The organism is Streptomyces sp. NBC_00207, assembly GCF_045160965.1.
In the GTDB taxonomy this organism is placed as follows: Bacteria; Actinomycetota; Actinomycetes; order Streptomycetales; family Streptomycetaceae; genus Streptomyces.
The window spans coordinates 1,854,382-1,870,914 of the sequence record NZ_CP130715.1 but is presented as its reverse complement, the minus strand read 5'-3'; the positions used below and the strand labels follow the sequence as shown (position 1 = coordinate 1,870,914).

Annotated in this window: 14 protein-coding genes; 13 read left to right on the top strand and 1 reads right to left on the bottom strand. The window is 72.0% G+C overall.

Annotated features, from left to right (window positions below):
• The first annotated feature begins 109 nt into the window (after positions 1-109).
• From OG472_RS09125 to OG472_RS09080, 10 genes are all read left to right on the top strand, one after another.
• Positions 110-1,276 carry an agmatine deiminase family protein gene (locus tag OG472_RS09125; RefSeq protein ID WP_405941293.1) on the top strand — a complete coding sequence of 389 codons (1,167 nt, stop codon included), beginning with the start codon at positions 110-112 and terminating at the stop codon, positions 1,274-1,276.
• 137 nt (positions 1,277-1,413) lie between these two features.
• On the top strand, positions 1,414-1,995 hold the full coding sequence (locus tag OG472_RS09120; protein ID WP_327417782.1) for a helix-turn-helix domain-containing protein: 582 nt from the start codon (positions 1,414-1,416) through the stop codon (positions 1,993-1,995).
• Positions 1,996-2,401: 406 nt separating this feature from the next.
• Positions 2,402-3,106, top strand: a complete 705-nt coding sequence (gene ureA, locus OG472_RS09115; protein ID WP_405941292.1) for an urease subunit gamma — start codon at positions 2,402-2,404, stop codon at positions 3,104-3,106.
• Positions 3,103-4,851 (top strand): urease subunit alpha, encoded by a 1,749-nt coding sequence (locus tag OG472_RS09110; protein ID WP_405941291.1) that lies wholly within the window; start codon positions 3,103-3,105, stop codon positions 4,849-4,851. Before ureA ends, OG472_RS09110 begins: the two co-directional genes overlap by 4 nt.
• Positions 4,852-4,946: 95 nt before the next feature.
• Entirely contained in the window at positions 4,947-5,981 is a 1,035-nt protein-coding gene (locus OG472_RS09105; protein WP_405828897.1) for an agmatine/peptidylarginine deiminase, read from the top strand.
• 95 nt (positions 5,982-6,076) lie between these two features.
• A complete protein-coding gene (locus OG472_RS09100; RefSeq protein ID WP_405941290.1) occupies positions 6,077-7,735 on the top strand; it encodes an ABC transporter substrate-binding protein in 1,659 nt (552 codons plus the stop codon).
• Complete coding sequence (locus OG472_RS09095; RefSeq protein ID WP_405828893.1) at positions 7,732-8,691, top strand: ABC transporter permease; 960 nt, start codon at positions 7,732-7,734, stop codon at positions 8,689-8,691. The genes OG472_RS09100 and OG472_RS09095 overlap by 4 nt, the downstream gene beginning before the upstream one ends.
• On the top strand, positions 8,688-9,542 hold the full coding sequence (locus tag OG472_RS09090) for an ABC transporter permease (RefSeq protein WP_383574644.1): 855 nt from the start codon (positions 8,688-8,690) through the stop codon (positions 9,540-9,542). Before OG472_RS09095 ends, OG472_RS09090 begins: the two co-directional genes overlap by 4 nt.
• Positions 9,539-10,579, top strand: coding sequence for an ABC transporter ATP-binding protein (locus tag OG472_RS09085; RefSeq protein ID WP_405941289.1), 1,041 nt, complete (start codon positions 9,539-9,541; stop codon positions 10,577-10,579). Before OG472_RS09090 ends, OG472_RS09085 begins: the two co-directional genes overlap by 4 nt.
• Positions 10,572-11,369: an ABC transporter ATP-binding protein gene (locus OG472_RS09080; protein WP_401604446.1), complete on the top strand. Its 798-nt coding sequence runs from the start codon at positions 10,572-10,574 to the stop codon at positions 11,367-11,369. Before OG472_RS09085 ends, OG472_RS09080 begins: the two co-directional genes overlap by 8 nt.
• 42 nt (positions 11,370-11,411) lie before the next feature.
• On the opposite strand, the gene OG472_RS09075 is transcribed toward OG472_RS09080, so the two are convergent.
• Positions 11,412-12,047, bottom strand: a complete 636-nt coding sequence (locus OG472_RS09075; protein ID WP_405828891.1) for a TetR/AcrR family transcriptional regulator — start codon at positions 12,045-12,047, stop codon at positions 11,412-11,414.
• 155 nt (positions 12,048-12,202) lie between these two features.
• Here OG472_RS09075 and OG472_RS09070 point away from each other — a divergent pair, with 155 nt between their 5' ends.
• The 3 genes from OG472_RS09070 to OG472_RS09060 all read left to right on the top strand — a co-directional run bounded on the left by OG472_RS09070 (position 12,203) and on the right by OG472_RS09060 (position 16,532).
• Positions 12,203-13,354 carry an agmatine/peptidylarginine deiminase gene (locus tag OG472_RS09070; protein ID WP_405941288.1) on the top strand — a complete coding sequence of 384 codons (1,152 nt, stop codon included), beginning with the start codon at positions 12,203-12,205 and terminating at the stop codon, positions 13,352-13,354.
• Positions 13,355-13,508: 154 nt separating this feature from the next.
• Entirely contained in the window at positions 13,509-14,342 is an 834-nt protein-coding gene (locus tag OG472_RS09065; protein ID WP_401604439.1) for an ABC transporter ATP-binding protein, read from the top strand.
• Between the two features lie 159 nt (positions 14,343-14,501).
• Positions 14,502-16,532, top strand: a complete 2,031-nt coding sequence (locus OG472_RS09060; protein ID WP_405828887.1) for a SpoIIE family protein phosphatase — start codon at positions 14,502-14,504, stop codon at positions 16,530-16,532.
• Position 16,533: the final 1 nt, after the last annotated feature.

Below are 16,533 nucleotides of genomic sequence, written 5' to 3'. Positions count from 1 at the left end.
CCCGATTCCGGGCGCAGGAGCCCATACAGCGACCCGAGTGGCTTGACTGAATTTTCAGTTAACGCAAAGATGCCGAGTCATCCCGCCCGTTCACCCCTCAGGGAGACCCATGGACACCAACGGCACCACCCGCCGCCGACTGCTCCGGCTCGGAGCGGCGGCCCTGCCGCTCGCCGCCCTCGGCTCGGCCCTCCCCTCCGCCGCGCATGCGGCCCCCGCCCCCGACGGAGGTTCCGCAACCCTGCGGATGCCCGAGGAGAGCGACCGCCACGCCCGCACCTACATGTCCTGGCCCGCGCTCTCCGCGGTGTGGGACAACAAGCTGGAGGCGGTGCGCGGGGACATCGCCGACGTCGCGTACGAGATATCGCGCTTCGAACCCGTCGTGATGCTCGCCCGCCCCGGCCAGGCCGCCGAAGCCCGCTACCGCTGCGGGCGCGGCGCCCGCCACGCCATCGACGTCATCGAGATCCCCACGGACGACCTGTGGATCCGCGATTTCGGCCCCACCTTCGTCGTCGGCCCGGGAGCCGTCGCCGGAGTGGACACCAATTTCAACGGCTGGGGCAAGACCGGCACCCCCTACGCCCAGCCGTTCGCCAACGACGCGGCGGCAGCGGGCATCCTCCTCGACGAGTACCAGGTGCGCCGGATCCGCGCGGGATTCGTCGGCGAGGGCGGCTCGCTGGAGACCGACGGCGAGGGCACCCTGCTGGCCACGGTCAGCTCACTGGTGAACGCCAACCGCAACCCGGGCATGAGCCAGGAGCAGGTCGAACAGGCCCTGAAGGCGGCGCTCGGCATCGACAAGGTCATCTGGGTCCCGGGTCTCGCCGGCCATGACATCACCGACTGCCACATCGACTGCCTGGCCCGCTTCACCGCTCCGGGGCGCGTCATCCTGGACAGGCCCGGAGCCGGCGCGGACCGCAAGTGGATCGCCGTCTACGAGGAGACCCGGCGGGCCCTCGACAGCGCCACCGACGCCCGCGGCCGCCGCCTCGCCGTCACGGAACTCCCCGGTCCCGACCGGCGCCTCATCCGGGGCGGGGGAGCGGAGTTCCTGTCCAGCTACACCAACTACTACACCGCGAACGGCGCGGTCATCGCGCCCCGGTTCGGCGACGGTTACGCCGACGGCCTGGCCTACACCGTCCTGCAGGCCGCCTACCCCGGCCGGCAGGTGGTCCAGGTCGCCATCGACAACATCGCGGCCGGGGGCGGTGGCATCCACTGCGCCACCCAGTCGCACCCGGCCGTCCCGCCGGTGGCCTGATGCCCGCCGCGCCCCGGCCGTCGCAGAAGCGGCCGGAGGAAGCCCGGTCCGCCGGACGGGCGGCGCCGGCGCCGCCCCGAACTCCCGGTGACGGGCCGTGTGCACCTGCCCCGGAAGGCCCCGGTAAGGTGCGGGTCATGGCGTCTCGCAGCACTCAGATCCTCGAAGCGGCCGCACGGGTGATCGCCCGGCGCGGGGTCCGCGGGCTGCGCGTGGAAGAACTCGCGGCCGAGGCCGGCGTCTCCACGGCCCTGATCTACTACCACTTCAAGGACCGCACCGGAGTCCTGCGCCAGACCCTCGAATTCATCAACGACCGCGCCGAGCGCTACACCACCGACCGCGACCCGGACGACCCCCCGCTCACCCCTCGGGAAGAGCTGGAGGAAACCTTGCTGCTGGAGCTCCAGGACACCGCAGAGGTACGGGAGAACAGCTCGGCCTGGGGTGAACTGCGGGCGAGCGCCGTCTTCGACGAGGTGCTCCGCGAGGACCTCGCCAGGGCCACCCTGGTGTGGGTCCAGGAAGTCGCCGCGCTGTTGGGCCAGGTCCAGCCGATGGCGCCCGCCTCGTCGCTCGCAGCCGCCGCCGAACGGCTCACCGCCCTCCTGGAGGGGCTCAGCATGCGCTGGCTCAGCGGTGGCACCAAGATCGGCCACGCGCGGGAACTCATGCGCGGCGCCATCGACGCCGAACTGGCCGGGCTCCGGCAGAACTGACGCACCCGGCAACGCCCTCGCGACGGGGGCTGCCGGGGTGACGGACGCCGGCGCTCCGGACGCCGTCCCGCGCTTCCCTTCATGGCCGGAACCTTTCACTGTCCCTTCTATTGACTGAATTTTCAGTCAATGCCAGAGTGAGTCCCGAGCCGCCCGACCACCGCAGGGCCTCGCTCCGGCCCGCCGCCCCGCAGGCCCCGAACCGCCACACGGGCCGCATCCGGCCCTTGTTCTTCGCTGCGCCACCGGCATCCCCTCCCGTGCTCCGCACGCCCGTACACCCGTACGGAAGGAGGGTTTCGGCTCAGGTGGCTCCCGCTCGCCTCCCGAAGGAGTCAAAGACCATGAAGGCATCGACAGGCTGGGGCAGCCGCCCGGCCGCCCGAGCGGACGCCCGGTGGGCGTCGTGCCCCTGACGCCCACCGAACGTGACCGGCTCCTGCTGTTCAGCGCCGCCGAACTGGCCCGGGCGCGCCGCGCGCGGGGCCTGCGGCTCAACGTTCCCGAGGCCACCGCGCTGATCGCCGACACCGTGTGCGAGGCGGCGCGCGACGGCCTCCGCCTGGCCGACGCCCTCGCACGCGGCCGAGGCGTCCTCGGCCCGGACGACGTCCTGCCGGGCGTCGTCGACATCGTGACCGAGGTGATGGTCGAGGCGGTGTTCGAGGACGGCACGCGGCTCGCGGCGGTCAGCGAACCCTTCGGGGAGTGCCCGCGCGACGACGGTGCGCCGGGCGCCGTGCTCCCCGCCACGGACACCGTCGAGGCCGTCGCACCGGCGCTGATCCTCGCGGTGCGCAACACCGCGACCGTCCCGGTCAGTGTGACCTCGCACTTCCACTTCTTCGAGGCCAACCCGCGGCTCGACTTCGACCGCGCCGCCGCCTACGGAATGCGCCTGGCCGTCCCCGCAGGGTCGTCCACCCGATTCGACGCGGGCTCCACCCTCGAGGTGGGCCTCGTCCCCATCGGCGGCGACCGCATCACGATCGGCTTCGCGGGACTGGTGGACGGCCCGCTCGATGCTCCCGGCGCCAAGGAAGAAGCCCTCCACAAAGCCGTGGCCTGTGGCTACCTGGGCGCGGCCGCCCCAGAAGGAACCCCGTCATGAGCAGACCGACCCGGCACAGCGACCACTGCGCGCCCGGCAGCCGGCACATCGACCCGCACGAGTACGCCGCGGTGCACGGTCCGAGGGCCGGGGACCGGGTCCGGCTCGGCGATTCGGGGCTGACCGTCCGGGTGGAGTCGGATGCGCAGAAGCCGGGTGACGAGTTCCTGGCCGGTTTCGGGAAGACCGCCCGTGACGGTCTGCATCTGAAGGCGGCCGCGGTCCGCGAGACCTGTGACGTGGTGATCAGCAACGTGCTGGTCATCGATGCGGTCCTGGGTATCCGCAAGGTGTCGATCGGTATCCGTGAGGGCCGGATCCATGCGATCGGGCGGGCGGGCAACCCCGACACCCTCGACGGCGTGGACGTCGTCGTCGGCACCGGCACGACCATGGTCTCGGGCGAGGGCCTGATCGCCACCGCGGGCGCCGTGGACACCCATGTCCACCTGCTCTCCCCGCGCATCATGGAGGCTTCCCTCGCGAGTGGTGTGACCACGATCATCGGCCAGGAGATCGGGCCGAGTTGGGGCGTGGGGGTGAACTCGCCCTGGGCACTGAAGCACGGGTTCAACGCGTTCGACGCCTGGCCCGTGAACATCGGTTTCCTGGCCCGTGGCTCCTCCTCGGATGCGGCTCCGCTGGTGGAGGCCCTGGCCGAGGGTGGCGCCTCCGGCTTCAAGGTCCATGAGGACATGGGTGCGCACACGCGTGCGCTGGACACCGCGCTGCGGGTGGCGGAGGAGCACGACGTGCAGGTCGCCCTGCACTCGGACGGTCTCAACGAGTGTCTTTCCGTCGAGGACACCCTGCGGGTGCTGGACGGCCGGACCATCCATGCCTTCCACATCGAGGGCTGTGGTGGCGGGCACGTGCCCAACGTGCTGAAGATGGCGGGCGTGGAGAACGTCATCGGTTCCTCCACCAATCCCACCCTGCCCTTCGGCCGGGACGCGGTGGCCGAGCACTACGGGATGATCGTCTCCGTCCACGACCTCAAGCCGGACCTGCCGGGTGACGCGGCCATGGCCCGTGACCGGATCCGGGCCGGCACGATGGGCGCCGAGGACGTGCTCCACGACCTCGGGGCGATCGGCATCACCTCCTCCGACGCGCAGGGCATGGGCCGGGCGGGGGAGACCATCCGCCGGACCTTCGCGATGGCCGCCAAGATGAAGGGCGAGCTCGGGCCGCTGGCCGGTGACGGGGAGGGCGACGACAACGCCCGCGTGCTGCGTTACATGGCCAAGCTGACGATCAATCCGGCCATCGCCCACGGTCTGGCCCACGAGATCGGTTCCATCGAGGTCGGCAAGCTCGCCGACATCGTGCTCTGGCGCCCCCCGTTCTTCGGCGCCAAGCCCCAGCTCGTCCTCAAGTCCGGCTTCCCCGCGTACGGAGTCACCGGCGACCCCAACGCCGCCACCGACTGCTGTGAGCCGCTCGTCCTGGGCCCGTTGTTCGGTGCCCACGGCGCCGCACCCGCGGACCTCTCCGTGGCGTTCGTCAGCCGTGCCGCGGCCGAGTCGGGCTCCTTCGGAGCCCCGTACGACCACCTGGGCACCCGGCGCCGCCGGGTCGCCGTGCGGGGGACCCGTGGCATCGGCCCCAAGGACATGATCGGCAACACCCGCCTGGGGGCGGTCGACGTCGACCCCCGCACCGGGCTCGTCTCCCTCGACGGGGAACCCCTGCGGTCCGAGCCGGCGCAGCAGGTCTCGCTCAACCGCCTCTACTTCCTCTGAGGGCGCCTCCCGCCCGTCCCCTCTCGCACGAATCGACTCTTGACTGAATTTTCAGTCGGGTGACAGACTCCCCAACGAAAGAAATGAGACAGCTGATGTCCGAATACCGCATGCCTGCCGAGTGGTCCGAGCACGAGGGCTGCCTGATGGCCTGGCCCACCCGCGAGGACCTGTGGGGAAGCGTGCTGGCCGACGTGAAGGAGGAGTACGCCAACGTCGCGCGCGCCATCGCTGCCTTCGAGCACGTGACGATGGTCGCCCCGCCCGACCACGTCGAGGACGCCCGCGCCCACTGCGGCCAGGACACGGCCGGCATCACGGTCATCGAGATGCCGCTCGACGACTCCTGGTTCCGCGACTCCGCCCCGCTCTTCGTCCTCGACGCCGACGGCAACCGCGCCGGCGTGGACTTCCGCTTCAACGCCTGGGGCGGCAAGCACCACCCGTTCGACGCCGACGACCGGGTCAGCGCCCTGCTGCTGGAGCACCTCGGCGTCGACCGCATCGCCTCCGACCTGATCCTCGAGGGCGGTGCGATCACCGTCGACGGCGAAGGCACCCTGATCACCACCGAGCAGTGCCTGCTGCACCCCAACCGGAACCCCGACAAGAGCCGCGACGAGATCGAGGCCGAGCTGAAGTCGCGGCTCGGCGTCACCAAGGTCATCTGGCTGCCGTACGGAGGCCTGCTCGACACCGAGACCGACGGCCACGTCGACGGCGTCTGCGCCTTCGCCGCGCCCGGCACGGTCGTCGTCTCCCTGCCCGACAACCCCAACCACCCCGACTACGCCCGGATGCGCGCCAACCGTGCGGTGCTCGAAGCCGCCACCGACGCCCAGGGCCGCCGACTGGAGATCATCGACGTGCCGCAGACGGCCTTCGCCGATCTCGCCGACGGCCAGATCGAGGTGTCCTATCTGAACTACTACGTGGCCAACGGCGGCGTCGTCGTCCCGGTGGCCGGGCTGGCCCAGGACGAGGACGCCCTCGCCGTCATCGCCTCCGCGTACCCCGGCCGCAAGGTCGTCGGCGTACGGGCGCTCGCCATCGCGTTCGGCGGCGGCGGAGTCCACTGCATCACCCAGCAGATCCCCGCCGCACGCACCGGCGCGCACGCCGCCGGCTGACCCGGACACCGGCCGTTCCAGGCGGACCGACCCGAGGCCACCCGGCGGTCCGCTCGCTCCTCCCCCGCATCCCTCACGGAAAAGAGAGCGCGACGATGACCACCTCCCCACCCCGCAGGGCAAGACACCTCCACCGCCGCCGCAACGCGGTCCTCACCAGCGCCGTCCTGACCTCCCTCGCCCTGCTCGCGGCCTGCGCCGGTCCGCCCAAGGGCGACGCGGGCGACGTCACCGACGTCCACCTCTCCGCCTCCACGCCCCCGGCCCGCGGTGAGATCGACTCCTTCAGCTGGGCCGTCTACGCCGAGCCGCCGACCCTCGACTACACGGTGGCGTTCGACTACCCGCAGAACACCATCCTGTCCAACGTGTGCGAGAGCCTGATGCGCTGGACCCCGGCGCTCACCACCGAGCCCGGGCTCGCCCAGAAGGCGTCCAACCCCGACCCCGCCACCTGGGTCTACGACCTGCGCCCCGGCGTGCGCTTCCACGACGGCAAGGAGATGACCGCCGACGACGTGGTCTTCAGCCTCGGCCGGCAGATGGACCCCGACAACGCCGCCGCCTGGGCCCAGGTCTTCCAGAACGTCTCCGCCGTCACCAAGAGCGGCCCGCTCCAGGTCACCGTCAAGCTCAAGAAGCCCGACTCCCAGTTCCCGCAGTACATGGCGACCGCTGCCGGAGTGGTGGCTTCCAAGGCCGGCGTCGAGGCGGCCGGCAAGGACTACGGCACCACCGGCGGGCTCGCCTGCACCGGCCCCTTCGAACTCGGCACGTGGAACAAGGGCCAGTCGGTCGAACTCAACCGCTTCGACGGCTACTGGGGCACCAAGGCCAAGTCGAAGAAGGCCGTCTTCCGCGTACTGACCGACCCGTCCGCCCGCACCAACGCCATGCTCAGCGGCGAGGTCGACGGCGGCTACCTGATCCCCACCGAGAGCTACGCCCGCCTGCGCGGAAGCGGCACCGGCACCCTCTACTTCGGCGAGGGCCTGAGCACGGTCAACGTCAACGTCACCAACATGGAGGGGCCCCTCGGTGACGTCCGCGTCCGCCGGGCCCTGTCCCTGGCGCTCGACCGCACCGGGTTCGTCAAGGCCGGGCTCGGGGGCGCGGGCACCGTCACCAACTCCCTGACCACCCGCGCAGCCTGGGCCGCCGCACCCGAGAACACCCTGAAGACCGCCCTCGACGGACTGCCGCCCACCGGCCAGGACATCGACAAGGCCAAGGCGCTGGTCCAGGAGGCCGGGGCCACCGGCAAGACCCTGACCGTGGCCACCAGTTCCATAGGCCAGGACGTCTCCCTCCTCGCCACCGCGGTCCAGGCGGCCGGTACCCGGATCGGCCTGGACATCCGGCTGAAGACCATCGCCCCCAACGCCTTCACCGCACTCTTCACCGACCCCCAGGCGCGCGAGGGCATCGACATGTTCCCGCTCACCTACTACGACTCGATCACCGACCCGCTCGACCTCCTGGCGAACTTCAAGACCGGCGCCTACATGAACTTCGCCGGCTACAGCGACCCCCAGTACGACCAGCTCGTCGACCAGGCCTCCGCCGTCTACCCGGTCCAGCAGCGGATGGAGATCGCGGCGAAACTCCAGCGCCACGCCTCCGAGCAACTGCTGTGGATCCCCGTGGCCGAGTGGCCGACCGCACTGTTCCAGGGCAAGCGCATCACGGGAGCGCCCACCACGATCTCCTACATGTACTACCCGTGGGCCGCCGACGTGGGGGCCGCACAGTGAGCTTCGCCCGCTTCGCCGTACGACGGGTGGCGGAAATGGCCGCCACCCTCCTCGCCGCCTCGTTCGTGGTCTTCGGCGCCATGTATGCGGCGCCGGGCAACCCGGCGAGCTTCCTGCTCGCCGGCCGGTCGGCCTCCCCGGAGGCCCTCGCCTCGATCAACGCCCAGTACCACCTGGACGATCCCTTCCTCACCCGCTACTTCCGCTGGCTCGGGGACGTGCTCCAAGGCGACTTCGGGCGCTCGATCACCTACCGCACCGATGTCGCGCGCCTCCTGGCGGACCGGCTTCCCGTGACGCTGCTGCTGATCACCATGGCCCTCGTCGTGGTCGTGGCGGTCGGCCTGCTGCTGGGCCGGATCGCCGCCGTCCGGGGCGGGGCCACCGATTCCGCGATCCTGGTCACCACGACGTTCGCCGTCGGCACCCCGTCCTTCGTCGCGGCCGTCCTGCTCCAGGGACTGTTCGCCGTCCAGCTCGGATGGTTCCCCAGCAGCGGCGCCGGCGAGGGCTTCGCGGACATGCTCTGGCACCTCGCGCTCCCCGCGGTCGCCCTCGCGCTCTACCTGATCGGCATGCTCGCCCGCGTCACCCGCTCCGCCATGCTCGAAGCCCTCGACAGCGAGCACGTCACCGTCGCCCGCAGCCGGGGCGTCCCCGAACGGCAGGTCATCCGCCGCCACGTCTTCCGCAACTCCCTCGGGACCGTGCTGACCACCGGCGGACTGATCGTCTCCACCCTCCTGGTCTGCACCATCCTGGTCGAGACCGCCTTCAGCATCGGCGGCATCGGCCAGCTCCTCGAACTGTCCACCACCACCAAGGACTTCCCGACCGTCCAGGCGATCTCCCTGATCATCGTCGCCCTCTTCATGATCGTGAACCTGCTCGTGGACCTGCTGCTGCCCCTGGTAGACCCCCGGGTCACCCTCGGAACGAGGGGAGCCGCCACGTGAGCGCCGTACTCGTCCGCCGCCCCGGCCTCTCCCGGATCCGTGCCACCGGTTCCCCGCTCCACCTCCTCTGCCTGGGTCTCGTCGCCCTCGTCGTCCTCGCCGCCCTGCTCGCGCCCTGGGTGGTGCCCCAGGACCCCAACGCCGTCGACCTGGGCAACGCCCTCGCCGGACCCTCCGCCGCCCACCCGCTCGGTGTGGACGCCGCCGGCCGCGACACCCTCTCCCGGCTGCTGCTGGGCGCGCGCACCTCCCTTCTCGGACCACTGGGCGTCGTCGCCTTCTCCACCGTGGCGGGCATCGGCATCGGCATGGCCGCCGCCTGGCGGGGCGGCTGGCTCGACTCGGTCCTGTCCCGCAGCACGGAGCTGGTCTTCGCCTTCCCCGGCATGCTGCTGGCCATCCTGATCATCTCCGTCTACGGCGAGGGCCTGCTCGCCCCCGTCATCGCACTGGCCGTCGCCTACCTGCCCTACGTCAGCCGCCTCACCCGCTCCCTCGTGCTCGCCGAGCGCACCCGCCCGTACGTGAGCGCCTATCAGGTCCAGGGCCACTCGGCCGTGCAGATCTGCCTGCGTCACGTCCTGCCGAACATCGCCCCCGTCGTCCTCGCCCAGTCCACCATCAACTTCGGCTACGCCCTGATGGACCTCGCCGGACTGTCGTTCCTCGGGCTCGGAGTTCCGGCCCTGACCCCCGACTGGGGCCGCATGGTCTTCGACGGGCAGACCGCCATCCAGCACGGCTACCCGCTGTCCGCGATCCTGCCCTGCGCCTTCATCGTGCTGACCGTGGTCGCCTTCAACGTGGTGGGCGAGCGGTGGGCCGACCGGGTAGCCAGGAGAACCCCATGAAACAGATGAAACAGATGAAACAGACGGGACCGGCGCATGCGATGCGACCGACGCCTTCCGCCGACACGCTCGACATCCGAGGGCTGAGGGTCACCCTGCCCGGCACCGCCCGTCCCGTCCTCGACGGCGTCGACCTCACCGTCGCCGCCGGCGAGACCGTCGCCCTCGTCGGCGAGTCCGGATCAGGAAAGACCATCACCTCCCGCAGCGCACTGCGTCTGCTGCCGCCCGGCGCGGTCGTCGAAGGCACGGTCCGGGTCGACGGCCAGGACGTCCTGGCCATGGACACCGACCGCCTGCGCGGCGTACGGGCCGGCACGGTCGCCATGGTCTTCCAGGACCCGCGCGCCGCGGTCAACCCCCTGCGCCGCATCGGCGACTTCCTCACCGAGAGCGTCATCCTCACCGGGGCCATGAGCCGGACGCAGGCCACCGCCCGGGCGGTCGAACTCCTGCGGGCCGTCGGCCTGGACGACTCCCTCCTGCGCAAGTACCCCGGCCAGGTCTCCGGCGGCATGCTCCAGCGCGTCGTGATCGCGGCGGCCCTGATGGGGGACCCCGTGCTCCTGCTGGCCGACGAGCCCACCACGGCCCTGGACGTCAGCAGCCAGGCCGAGGTCATCGCCCTCCTGACCACCCTCCGCGAACGCTTCGGCACCGGGCTGCTGTTCGTCACCCACGACCTCGACCTCGCCGCCGCCATCAGCGACCGCGTCTACGTCATGTACGCCGGCCGGATCGCGGAGTCCGGCCCGGCCGAAGTCCTCTTCACCCGCCCCCGGCACCCGTACACGGCAGCCCTCCTCGCCTCCACCCCGCGGATGGAGGGCCCCCGGGGCAGGCTCGCCGCCATCGAGGGCCAGCCGCCGGACCTGCGGGAACCGCTGCACGGCTGCGCCTTCGCAGCCCGCTGTCCGCTCGCCACGGAAGTCTGCGACCAGCAGGCCCCGCTGCCGTCCGCGGCCCCGGACCGGCCGGACCACCGGGCCGCGTGTCACCACAGCGACCTGCTCGAAGGGAGCGCCGTCGATGCCTGAGAACGTACTGGAGGTCAAAGGGCTGAGCCGTGCCTTCGGAACCGTCCGGGCGGTGGACGACGTGTCCTTCGCCCTCCCCGAAGGCGGATCGCTGGGCATCGTCGGCGAGTCCGGATCCGGCAAGACGACCACCGCCCGCATCGTCGTCGGCCTGGAGCGCGCCGACCGAGGAGAGGTCCTGGTCCGCGGCCGGCCCCGGACCGGGCACACCCGGGGCCGGGCCGCGCGCCTCGCCCGTGCCCGCGAGATCCAGATGGTCTTCCAGGACCCGTACCTCTCCCTCGACCCGCGCACCAGTGTCGAAGCGGCCCTGCGGGAGACCCTGAGCCTGCACTTTCCCGGCCGCGACCACGCGAAGCGCGTACGCGAACTGCTCGACCAGGTGGGCCTGGGCACCCGAGCCGCCGACGCCCTGCCGCGCCGTCTGTCCGGCGGCCAGCGCCAGCGCGTCGCCATCGCCAGGGCCCTCGCCGTCGAACCGGCCGTCCTCGTCCTGGACGAGGCCGTCGCCGCGCTCGACGTCTCCGTGCAGGCGCAGATCCTCAACCTGCTGGCCGACGTCAGGGAGCAGACCGGGATCGCTTTCCTCTTCATCACCCACGACCTCGGGGTCGTGCGGTGCGTGACCGACGAGATCGTCGTGATGCGGTACGGGGCCGTGGTCGAACAGGGCGGCACGCAGGAGGTGCTCGCCGCGCCCGGGCATCCGTACACCCGGCTGCTGCTGGAGTCCGTGCCCCGCCCGGGCTGGGATCCGGCGGCGATCGCCGCGGCCCGGCGGGCGCTGTAGCGGGCACGGCTGCGGGCGCTCCGCGGTCCGGCGGTCCTCGGATCAGGTACCGGCGGCGAGCGTACGGATCAGGGTGCGCAGGACCGGACCGGAGTCGACCTCGGAGCCCAGTGCCTCCGCCGCGGCCAGGCCGTCCACGGCGGCGGCCACCGCTTCGCCCAGCAGGCGCGGGTCGACGCCGCCGCCCCGTTCGTCGGCCAGGACCTGGAAGAGGGTGACGAAACAGCCGCGCCAGCGCCGGAACTCCGCCTCCAGGCACTCCCGGACCCGGGCGTCGTTCAGGGCGTGCCAGTGCAACGCCGAGTGGAGGTGGGAGAGTTCCGCGCCCTCGGGCCGGCCCAGCAGCTCGACGACCCGCTCGGCGCGCTCCGCGAACGACCCCGGAGCGGCGGCCGCCTCCTCCAGGGGGAGGATCCACTCGGGGCGGATGTCCGCGATGACCGCGAGGACGAGGTCGGTCCGGTCCTGGAAGTGGTAGTGGCACATCCCGTGCGAAACGCCGGACAGGGCCGCCACGTTGCGGGTGGTGAACCGTTCGCTCAGGCCGCCCGCCAGCAGGGTCCGCGCGGCGGCGATCAGTCGTGCCCGGGTCTGCTCGCCCTTCGCCGAAACCCTGGGGCGCCCCGCGCGGGCAGGAGGGACGGGCGGGTTCGGGGAGTCCTTCGCGGAAGCGGCCATGGCGTCACTCTAACGAGCCAGCGCACCGCCACCTGCGGCTTTCCGTGATCCACCGGAATGACCCCGTCCAAACTATTGACCGAGCGCTTGGCCAGTTTTAGCTTTCCGGTCAACCCCGCAGTCGGCGCGGGAAGTTGAACCCCAAGGAGCCCCTCATGAACGATCACTCGGCGAACCCGCCCGGCGCGGGCCTGGACAGGCGCAGATTCCTGGCGGCGGCGGGACTCACGGCCGCGGCCGCCGCCCTCGCGGTAACCGAAGGGCGGGCGGGGGCGGCGGTCCGCCCCGCCGCCGCGGCGGGCGCGTTCCGGGTACCGATCGAGGACGTCCGCCACACCCGCACCTGGATGGCCTGGCCGGACAGCACCTCCATCTGGGGCAACACCCTCAGCGGAGTCCAGTCCGACATCGCGCTCATCGCCCGCACCATCGCCAAGTACGAGCCGGTCTACATCTGCGCCAACTCGGGCAGCGCCGCCAAGGCCCGTTCCCTGTGCGGCTCCACCGTCACCGTCGTCACCACCATCCCCGTCGACGACTGCTGGATGCGCGACACCGGACCCGTCTTCCGCACGGACGGGGCCGGCGGGCTGGACGCGGTCGGCCTGAACTTCAACGGCTGGGGCAGGAAGCAGGCCCACTCCAAGGACGCCCTGGTCGCCGGCCGGGTCGCCGCCTACCTCGGCGTCCCCTTCACCGCCGCCGGCCTGGTGGGCGAGGGCGGCGCGGTCGAGCAGGACGGCGCGGGCACGCTGATGGCCACCCGCAGCAGCCTGGTGAACCGCAACCGCAACCCCGACATGTCGCAGAGCCAGATCGAGGCCGCACTGCGCACCGCCTATGGCGCGTCCAAGGTGATCTGGTTCGACGGCGTGGTCGGCCAGGACATCACCGACGACCACGTCGACGCGACCTCCCGCTTCCTCGCCCCCGGGAAGGCCCTGGTCCAGATGCCACTGGCCTCGGACAACGACGTCTACGCCAAGGACGCGCGCCAGCAGTACCAGATCCTGTCCGCGGCCACGACCGCGGGCGGCGCCCGGATGGCCGTCGAGAAGCTCCAGGGCCCCGACTACTACAAGATCCGCTCCACCAACCCGGACTTCCTCGCCTCCTACGCCAACTACTACGTGTGCAACGGCGCGGTGATCAGCGGTCAGTTCGGCGACTCCCAGGCCGATGCCGCGGCGCGCGCCACACTGACCCGCCTCTTCCCCGGCCGCGTCGTCGAACGGCTGAACATCGACCGCCTCGGTGCCGGTGGGGGCGGCATCCACTGCGTCACCCAGCAGCAGCCGGTGCCGTAGGCCCCGGCGGCAGGCCGGCGCCCGCGCGGCCGCCGGCCTGCCACTGCCCCGCGAGTGCCAGGCGACCTGATATCGCGTAAATGTATCGATCGGCAGTCAAGCGCGATATTATTTCGGTAGTCGTCGCGCGCATCAGCGCCAGGCAGGAGCGCCCATGGACACGCCCCCGCAGCCACGGACCGTCGCCGCGCTCAACGCCGCGAGCGTGCGCCGCTTCACCACCGGGCTGGTGATCCTCGACCGGATCGACTGGACCGTACGCTCCGGCGAGCACTGGGCATTGCTGGGGGCGAACGGCGCGGGCAAGACGACCGTGCTGCGCCTGATCGGTGCGCTGATGCACCCCACCGACGGAACCGTCGAGGTCCTCGGCCACCGGCTCGGCCGCGTGGACATGCGCGCACTGCGGGCGCGCATCGGCCTGGTCTCCAGCGCGCAGCGCGTTCCCGAGGACGAGACCGCGCACACGATCGTCCTGACCGGAGCCACCGGGACCGTCCAGCCGCTGTGGCGCATGTACGACGCCGCGACCCGCGTACGCGCCCACGACCTGCTCGCCGAGCTGAACTGCAAGGATCTGGCCGACAGGCCGTACGGCGTGTGCTCGGGCGGCCAACGCGCCCGCATCCTCATCGCCCGCGCGCTCATCGCCGACCCGTCCCTGCTGCTCCTCGACGAACCGTTCAACGCGCTCGACCTGCCCTCCCGCGAGGACCTGATCGACGCCCTGCACCGCCTCGCCACCGGGCGCCCGGACCTGGCGACCGTCACGGTCACCCACCACGTCGAGGAACTGGCCCCGAGCACCAGCCACGCGCTGCTGCTGCGCGAGGGCCGCGTCCATGCGACGGGCCCGGTCGCATCCGTCCTGACCGGAGACCTGCTCACCACGTGCTTCGGCCGCCCGATCGAGGTCAGCCGCCACGACGGCCGCTGGGCGGCCCGGTCCGGCCGCCCGCACCGGTCACCGGGCGCCGGGGCGCGCTGACCCAGCCTTGACCCGCGCTGACCCGGCCGTGGCCGCAGGAGCCGCCCGGCGGGGGCGTGCCGCGGGTCGCCGGGTCCTCCCTCCGGGACGATACTGAAGGTCACGGTGCGTGGAGGCGACATGCGTGAACCGGAGCGGCGTGGCCCGAGGCCGGCCTCGGTGTCCGTCAGCGAAACGGCAGCCGTCGTCCTGGACGACGCAGGCGTGGTCGTCGCCCGTTCGGAACGGGCGGCCATGCTGCTGGAATGCTCACCGGGCAGGCCCTGTGCTCCCCTGCTGGGGCTGCTCCCGCGCGCCGGTGCGGAGGCGGGACCGATCGGGCGCACGGTGACCATCCCCGGCAGCGGTGAAGCGGGCCGGGACGTCCCGCTGGTCTGCACGGTCGTCCGCCTCGCCGCGCGCACCCCGGAAGATCGCGACGCCGAGGCGCAATGGCTCGTCCTGGTCACCCAGGACGACACCGCGGCGGAGGCCGTCGAGGCCGACTCGGAGCGACGCCGCACGAGGCTGTCCCACACGGCCGCCGCGAGCATCGGGGCCTCCCTGGACGTGACGGACATGGCCCAGGTCCTCGTGAACCTGCTCGTCCCCGACTTCGCCGACCTGGCGACCGTGGACCTCGCCGAGCCGGTGCTGGTCGGCGACGAGCCGCTGCCCCTCGACACCAGCGGTGAGGTCCGCCTGCGCCGGACCGCTGCCGCACAGAGCCCCGGGGTCTTCGCGGAGGACCTCCTGCCGGTCGGCGAGGCACTCCCTCCCGTACCGGACACGGAGGTGATGCGCCCGCTCATGGCGGGACGGCCCGTGCTGGTGTCCGACGTCGACGTGCTCCGCGCGGCGCTCGGGGTGGACTCCGAGACCCTGCGCCTGTTCGTCCCGAGCGGGGCGCACTCCTCCGTCGCCGTACCGCTGTACGCACGAGGTCTGATCCTCGGCTGCGTCACGGTCTGGCGCAGCCAGTTGCCGTTCGCCTTCGGCGAGGAGGACGCGGCGCTCCTGCAGGACGTCGCCTCCAGGGCCGCGCTCGGCGTGGACAACGCACGCCGCTTCACGAAGGAACACCGCTCGGTGGTGGCCCTGCAGCGAAGCCTGCTGCCGCACTCCCTCGTGAACACGGCGGCCGCCGACACGGCGGGGGTCTACCAGCCGGCGTGCGGCGGCGTCGGGGTCGGCGGGGACTGGTTCGACGTGATCCCCCTGCCGTCGTTGCGCGTGGCGTTCGTCGTCGGGGACGTCGTCGGCCACGGCCTCGAAGCCACCGCGGCCATGGCACGGCTGCGGACCGCGGTGCAGACCCTGGCCGATCTCGATCTGGATCCGGGCGAGCTGCTCACGCACCTGGACGACCTGGTGCTCGGCTTCTCCAGCGAGCAGATGACCGGCGCCTCCCGCGCGGAGCCCGCCGTGCTCGGAGCGACGTGCCTGTACGCCGTCTACGACCCGGTGACGAGCCGGTGCGTCGCCGCCACCGCAGGACATCCGCCGCCGGCCCTGCTGCCCCCGGGGGAGGAGCCGTTCTTCCTGGGCATGGCGCCCGGACCGCCGCTGGGCGTCGGCGGAATGCCCTTCGAGGTGACCGAGTTCGGCGTACCGCCCGGCAGCACGATGGCGTTCTTCACGGACGGACTCGTCGCGCGCCGCGGCGGCGACATCGAGGAGGGCATGGAAAGACTGCGGGACTCCCTCGCCGGCGCCGGATCGAGCCGGCCCCTGGGCGAGGTCAGCCAGAGCGTGTTCGACAAGGTGCTGCCCCAGGAGCCCGCCGACGACGTCGCCCTGCTGCTCGCCCGCACCCGCGCCCTCTCGTCCGACCAGGTCGCCCAGTGGGAACTCGAAGCCGACCTGTCCCTCGTCGCGCACGCCCGTGAACTGGTCGTGGGCCAGCTGTCGGGCTGGGAGCTGGACGAACTGGGCTTCGTGACGGAGCTCGTCGTCAGCGAACTCGTCACGAACGCGATCCGCTACGCGGGCGGCCCGGTCGGGCTCCGGCTGATCCGCGACCGGGTGCTCGTCTGTGAGGTGTCCGACCCCAGCAGCACCCAGCCGCGCCTGCGCCGTGCGCGGGAGACGGACGAGGGCGGGCGCGGCCTGTTCCTCGTCGCCCAGCTCACCGACCGGTGGGGCTGCCGGTTCACCAGCAGAGGGAAGACCATCTGGACGGAGCAGCCCATCGACGGGTCCCTCGGCTAGG

Coding starts and splice junctions, on each gene's coding strand:
- OG472_RS09105 (WP_405828897.1), top strand. CDS start 4,947: ATGTCCGAATACCGCATGCCTGCCGAGTGGTCCGAGCACGAGGGCTGC.
- OG472_RS09075 (WP_405828891.1), bottom strand. CDS start 12,047: ATGGCCGCTTCCGCGAAGGACTCCCCGAACCCGCCCGTCCCTCCTGCC.
- OG472_RS09070 (WP_405941288.1), top strand. CDS start 12,203: ATGAACGATCACTCGGCGAACCCGCCCGGCGCGGGCCTGGACAGGCGC.
- OG472_RS09120 (WP_327417782.1), top strand. CDS start 1,414: ATGGCGTCTCGCAGCACTCAGATCCTCGAAGCGGCCGCACGGGTGATC.
- OG472_RS09125 (WP_405941293.1), top strand. CDS start 110: ATGGACACCAACGGCACCACCCGCCGCCGACTGCTCCGGCTCGGAGCG.
- OG472_RS09065 (WP_401604439.1), top strand. CDS start 13,509: ATGGACACGCCCCCGCAGCCACGGACCGTCGCCGCGCTCAACGCCGCG.
- OG472_RS09080 (WP_401604446.1), top strand. CDS start 10,572: ATGCCTGAGAACGTACTGGAGGTCAAAGGGCTGAGCCGTGCCTTCGGA.
- OG472_RS09100 (WP_405941290.1), top strand. CDS start 6,077: ATGACCACCTCCCCACCCCGCAGGGCAAGACACCTCCACCGCCGCCGC.
- OG472_RS09085 (WP_405941289.1), top strand. CDS start 9,539: ATGAAACAGATGAAACAGATGAAACAGACGGGACCGGCGCATGCGATG.
- OG472_RS09110 (WP_405941291.1), top strand. CDS start 3,103: ATGAGCAGACCGACCCGGCACAGCGACCACTGCGCGCCCGGCAGCCGG.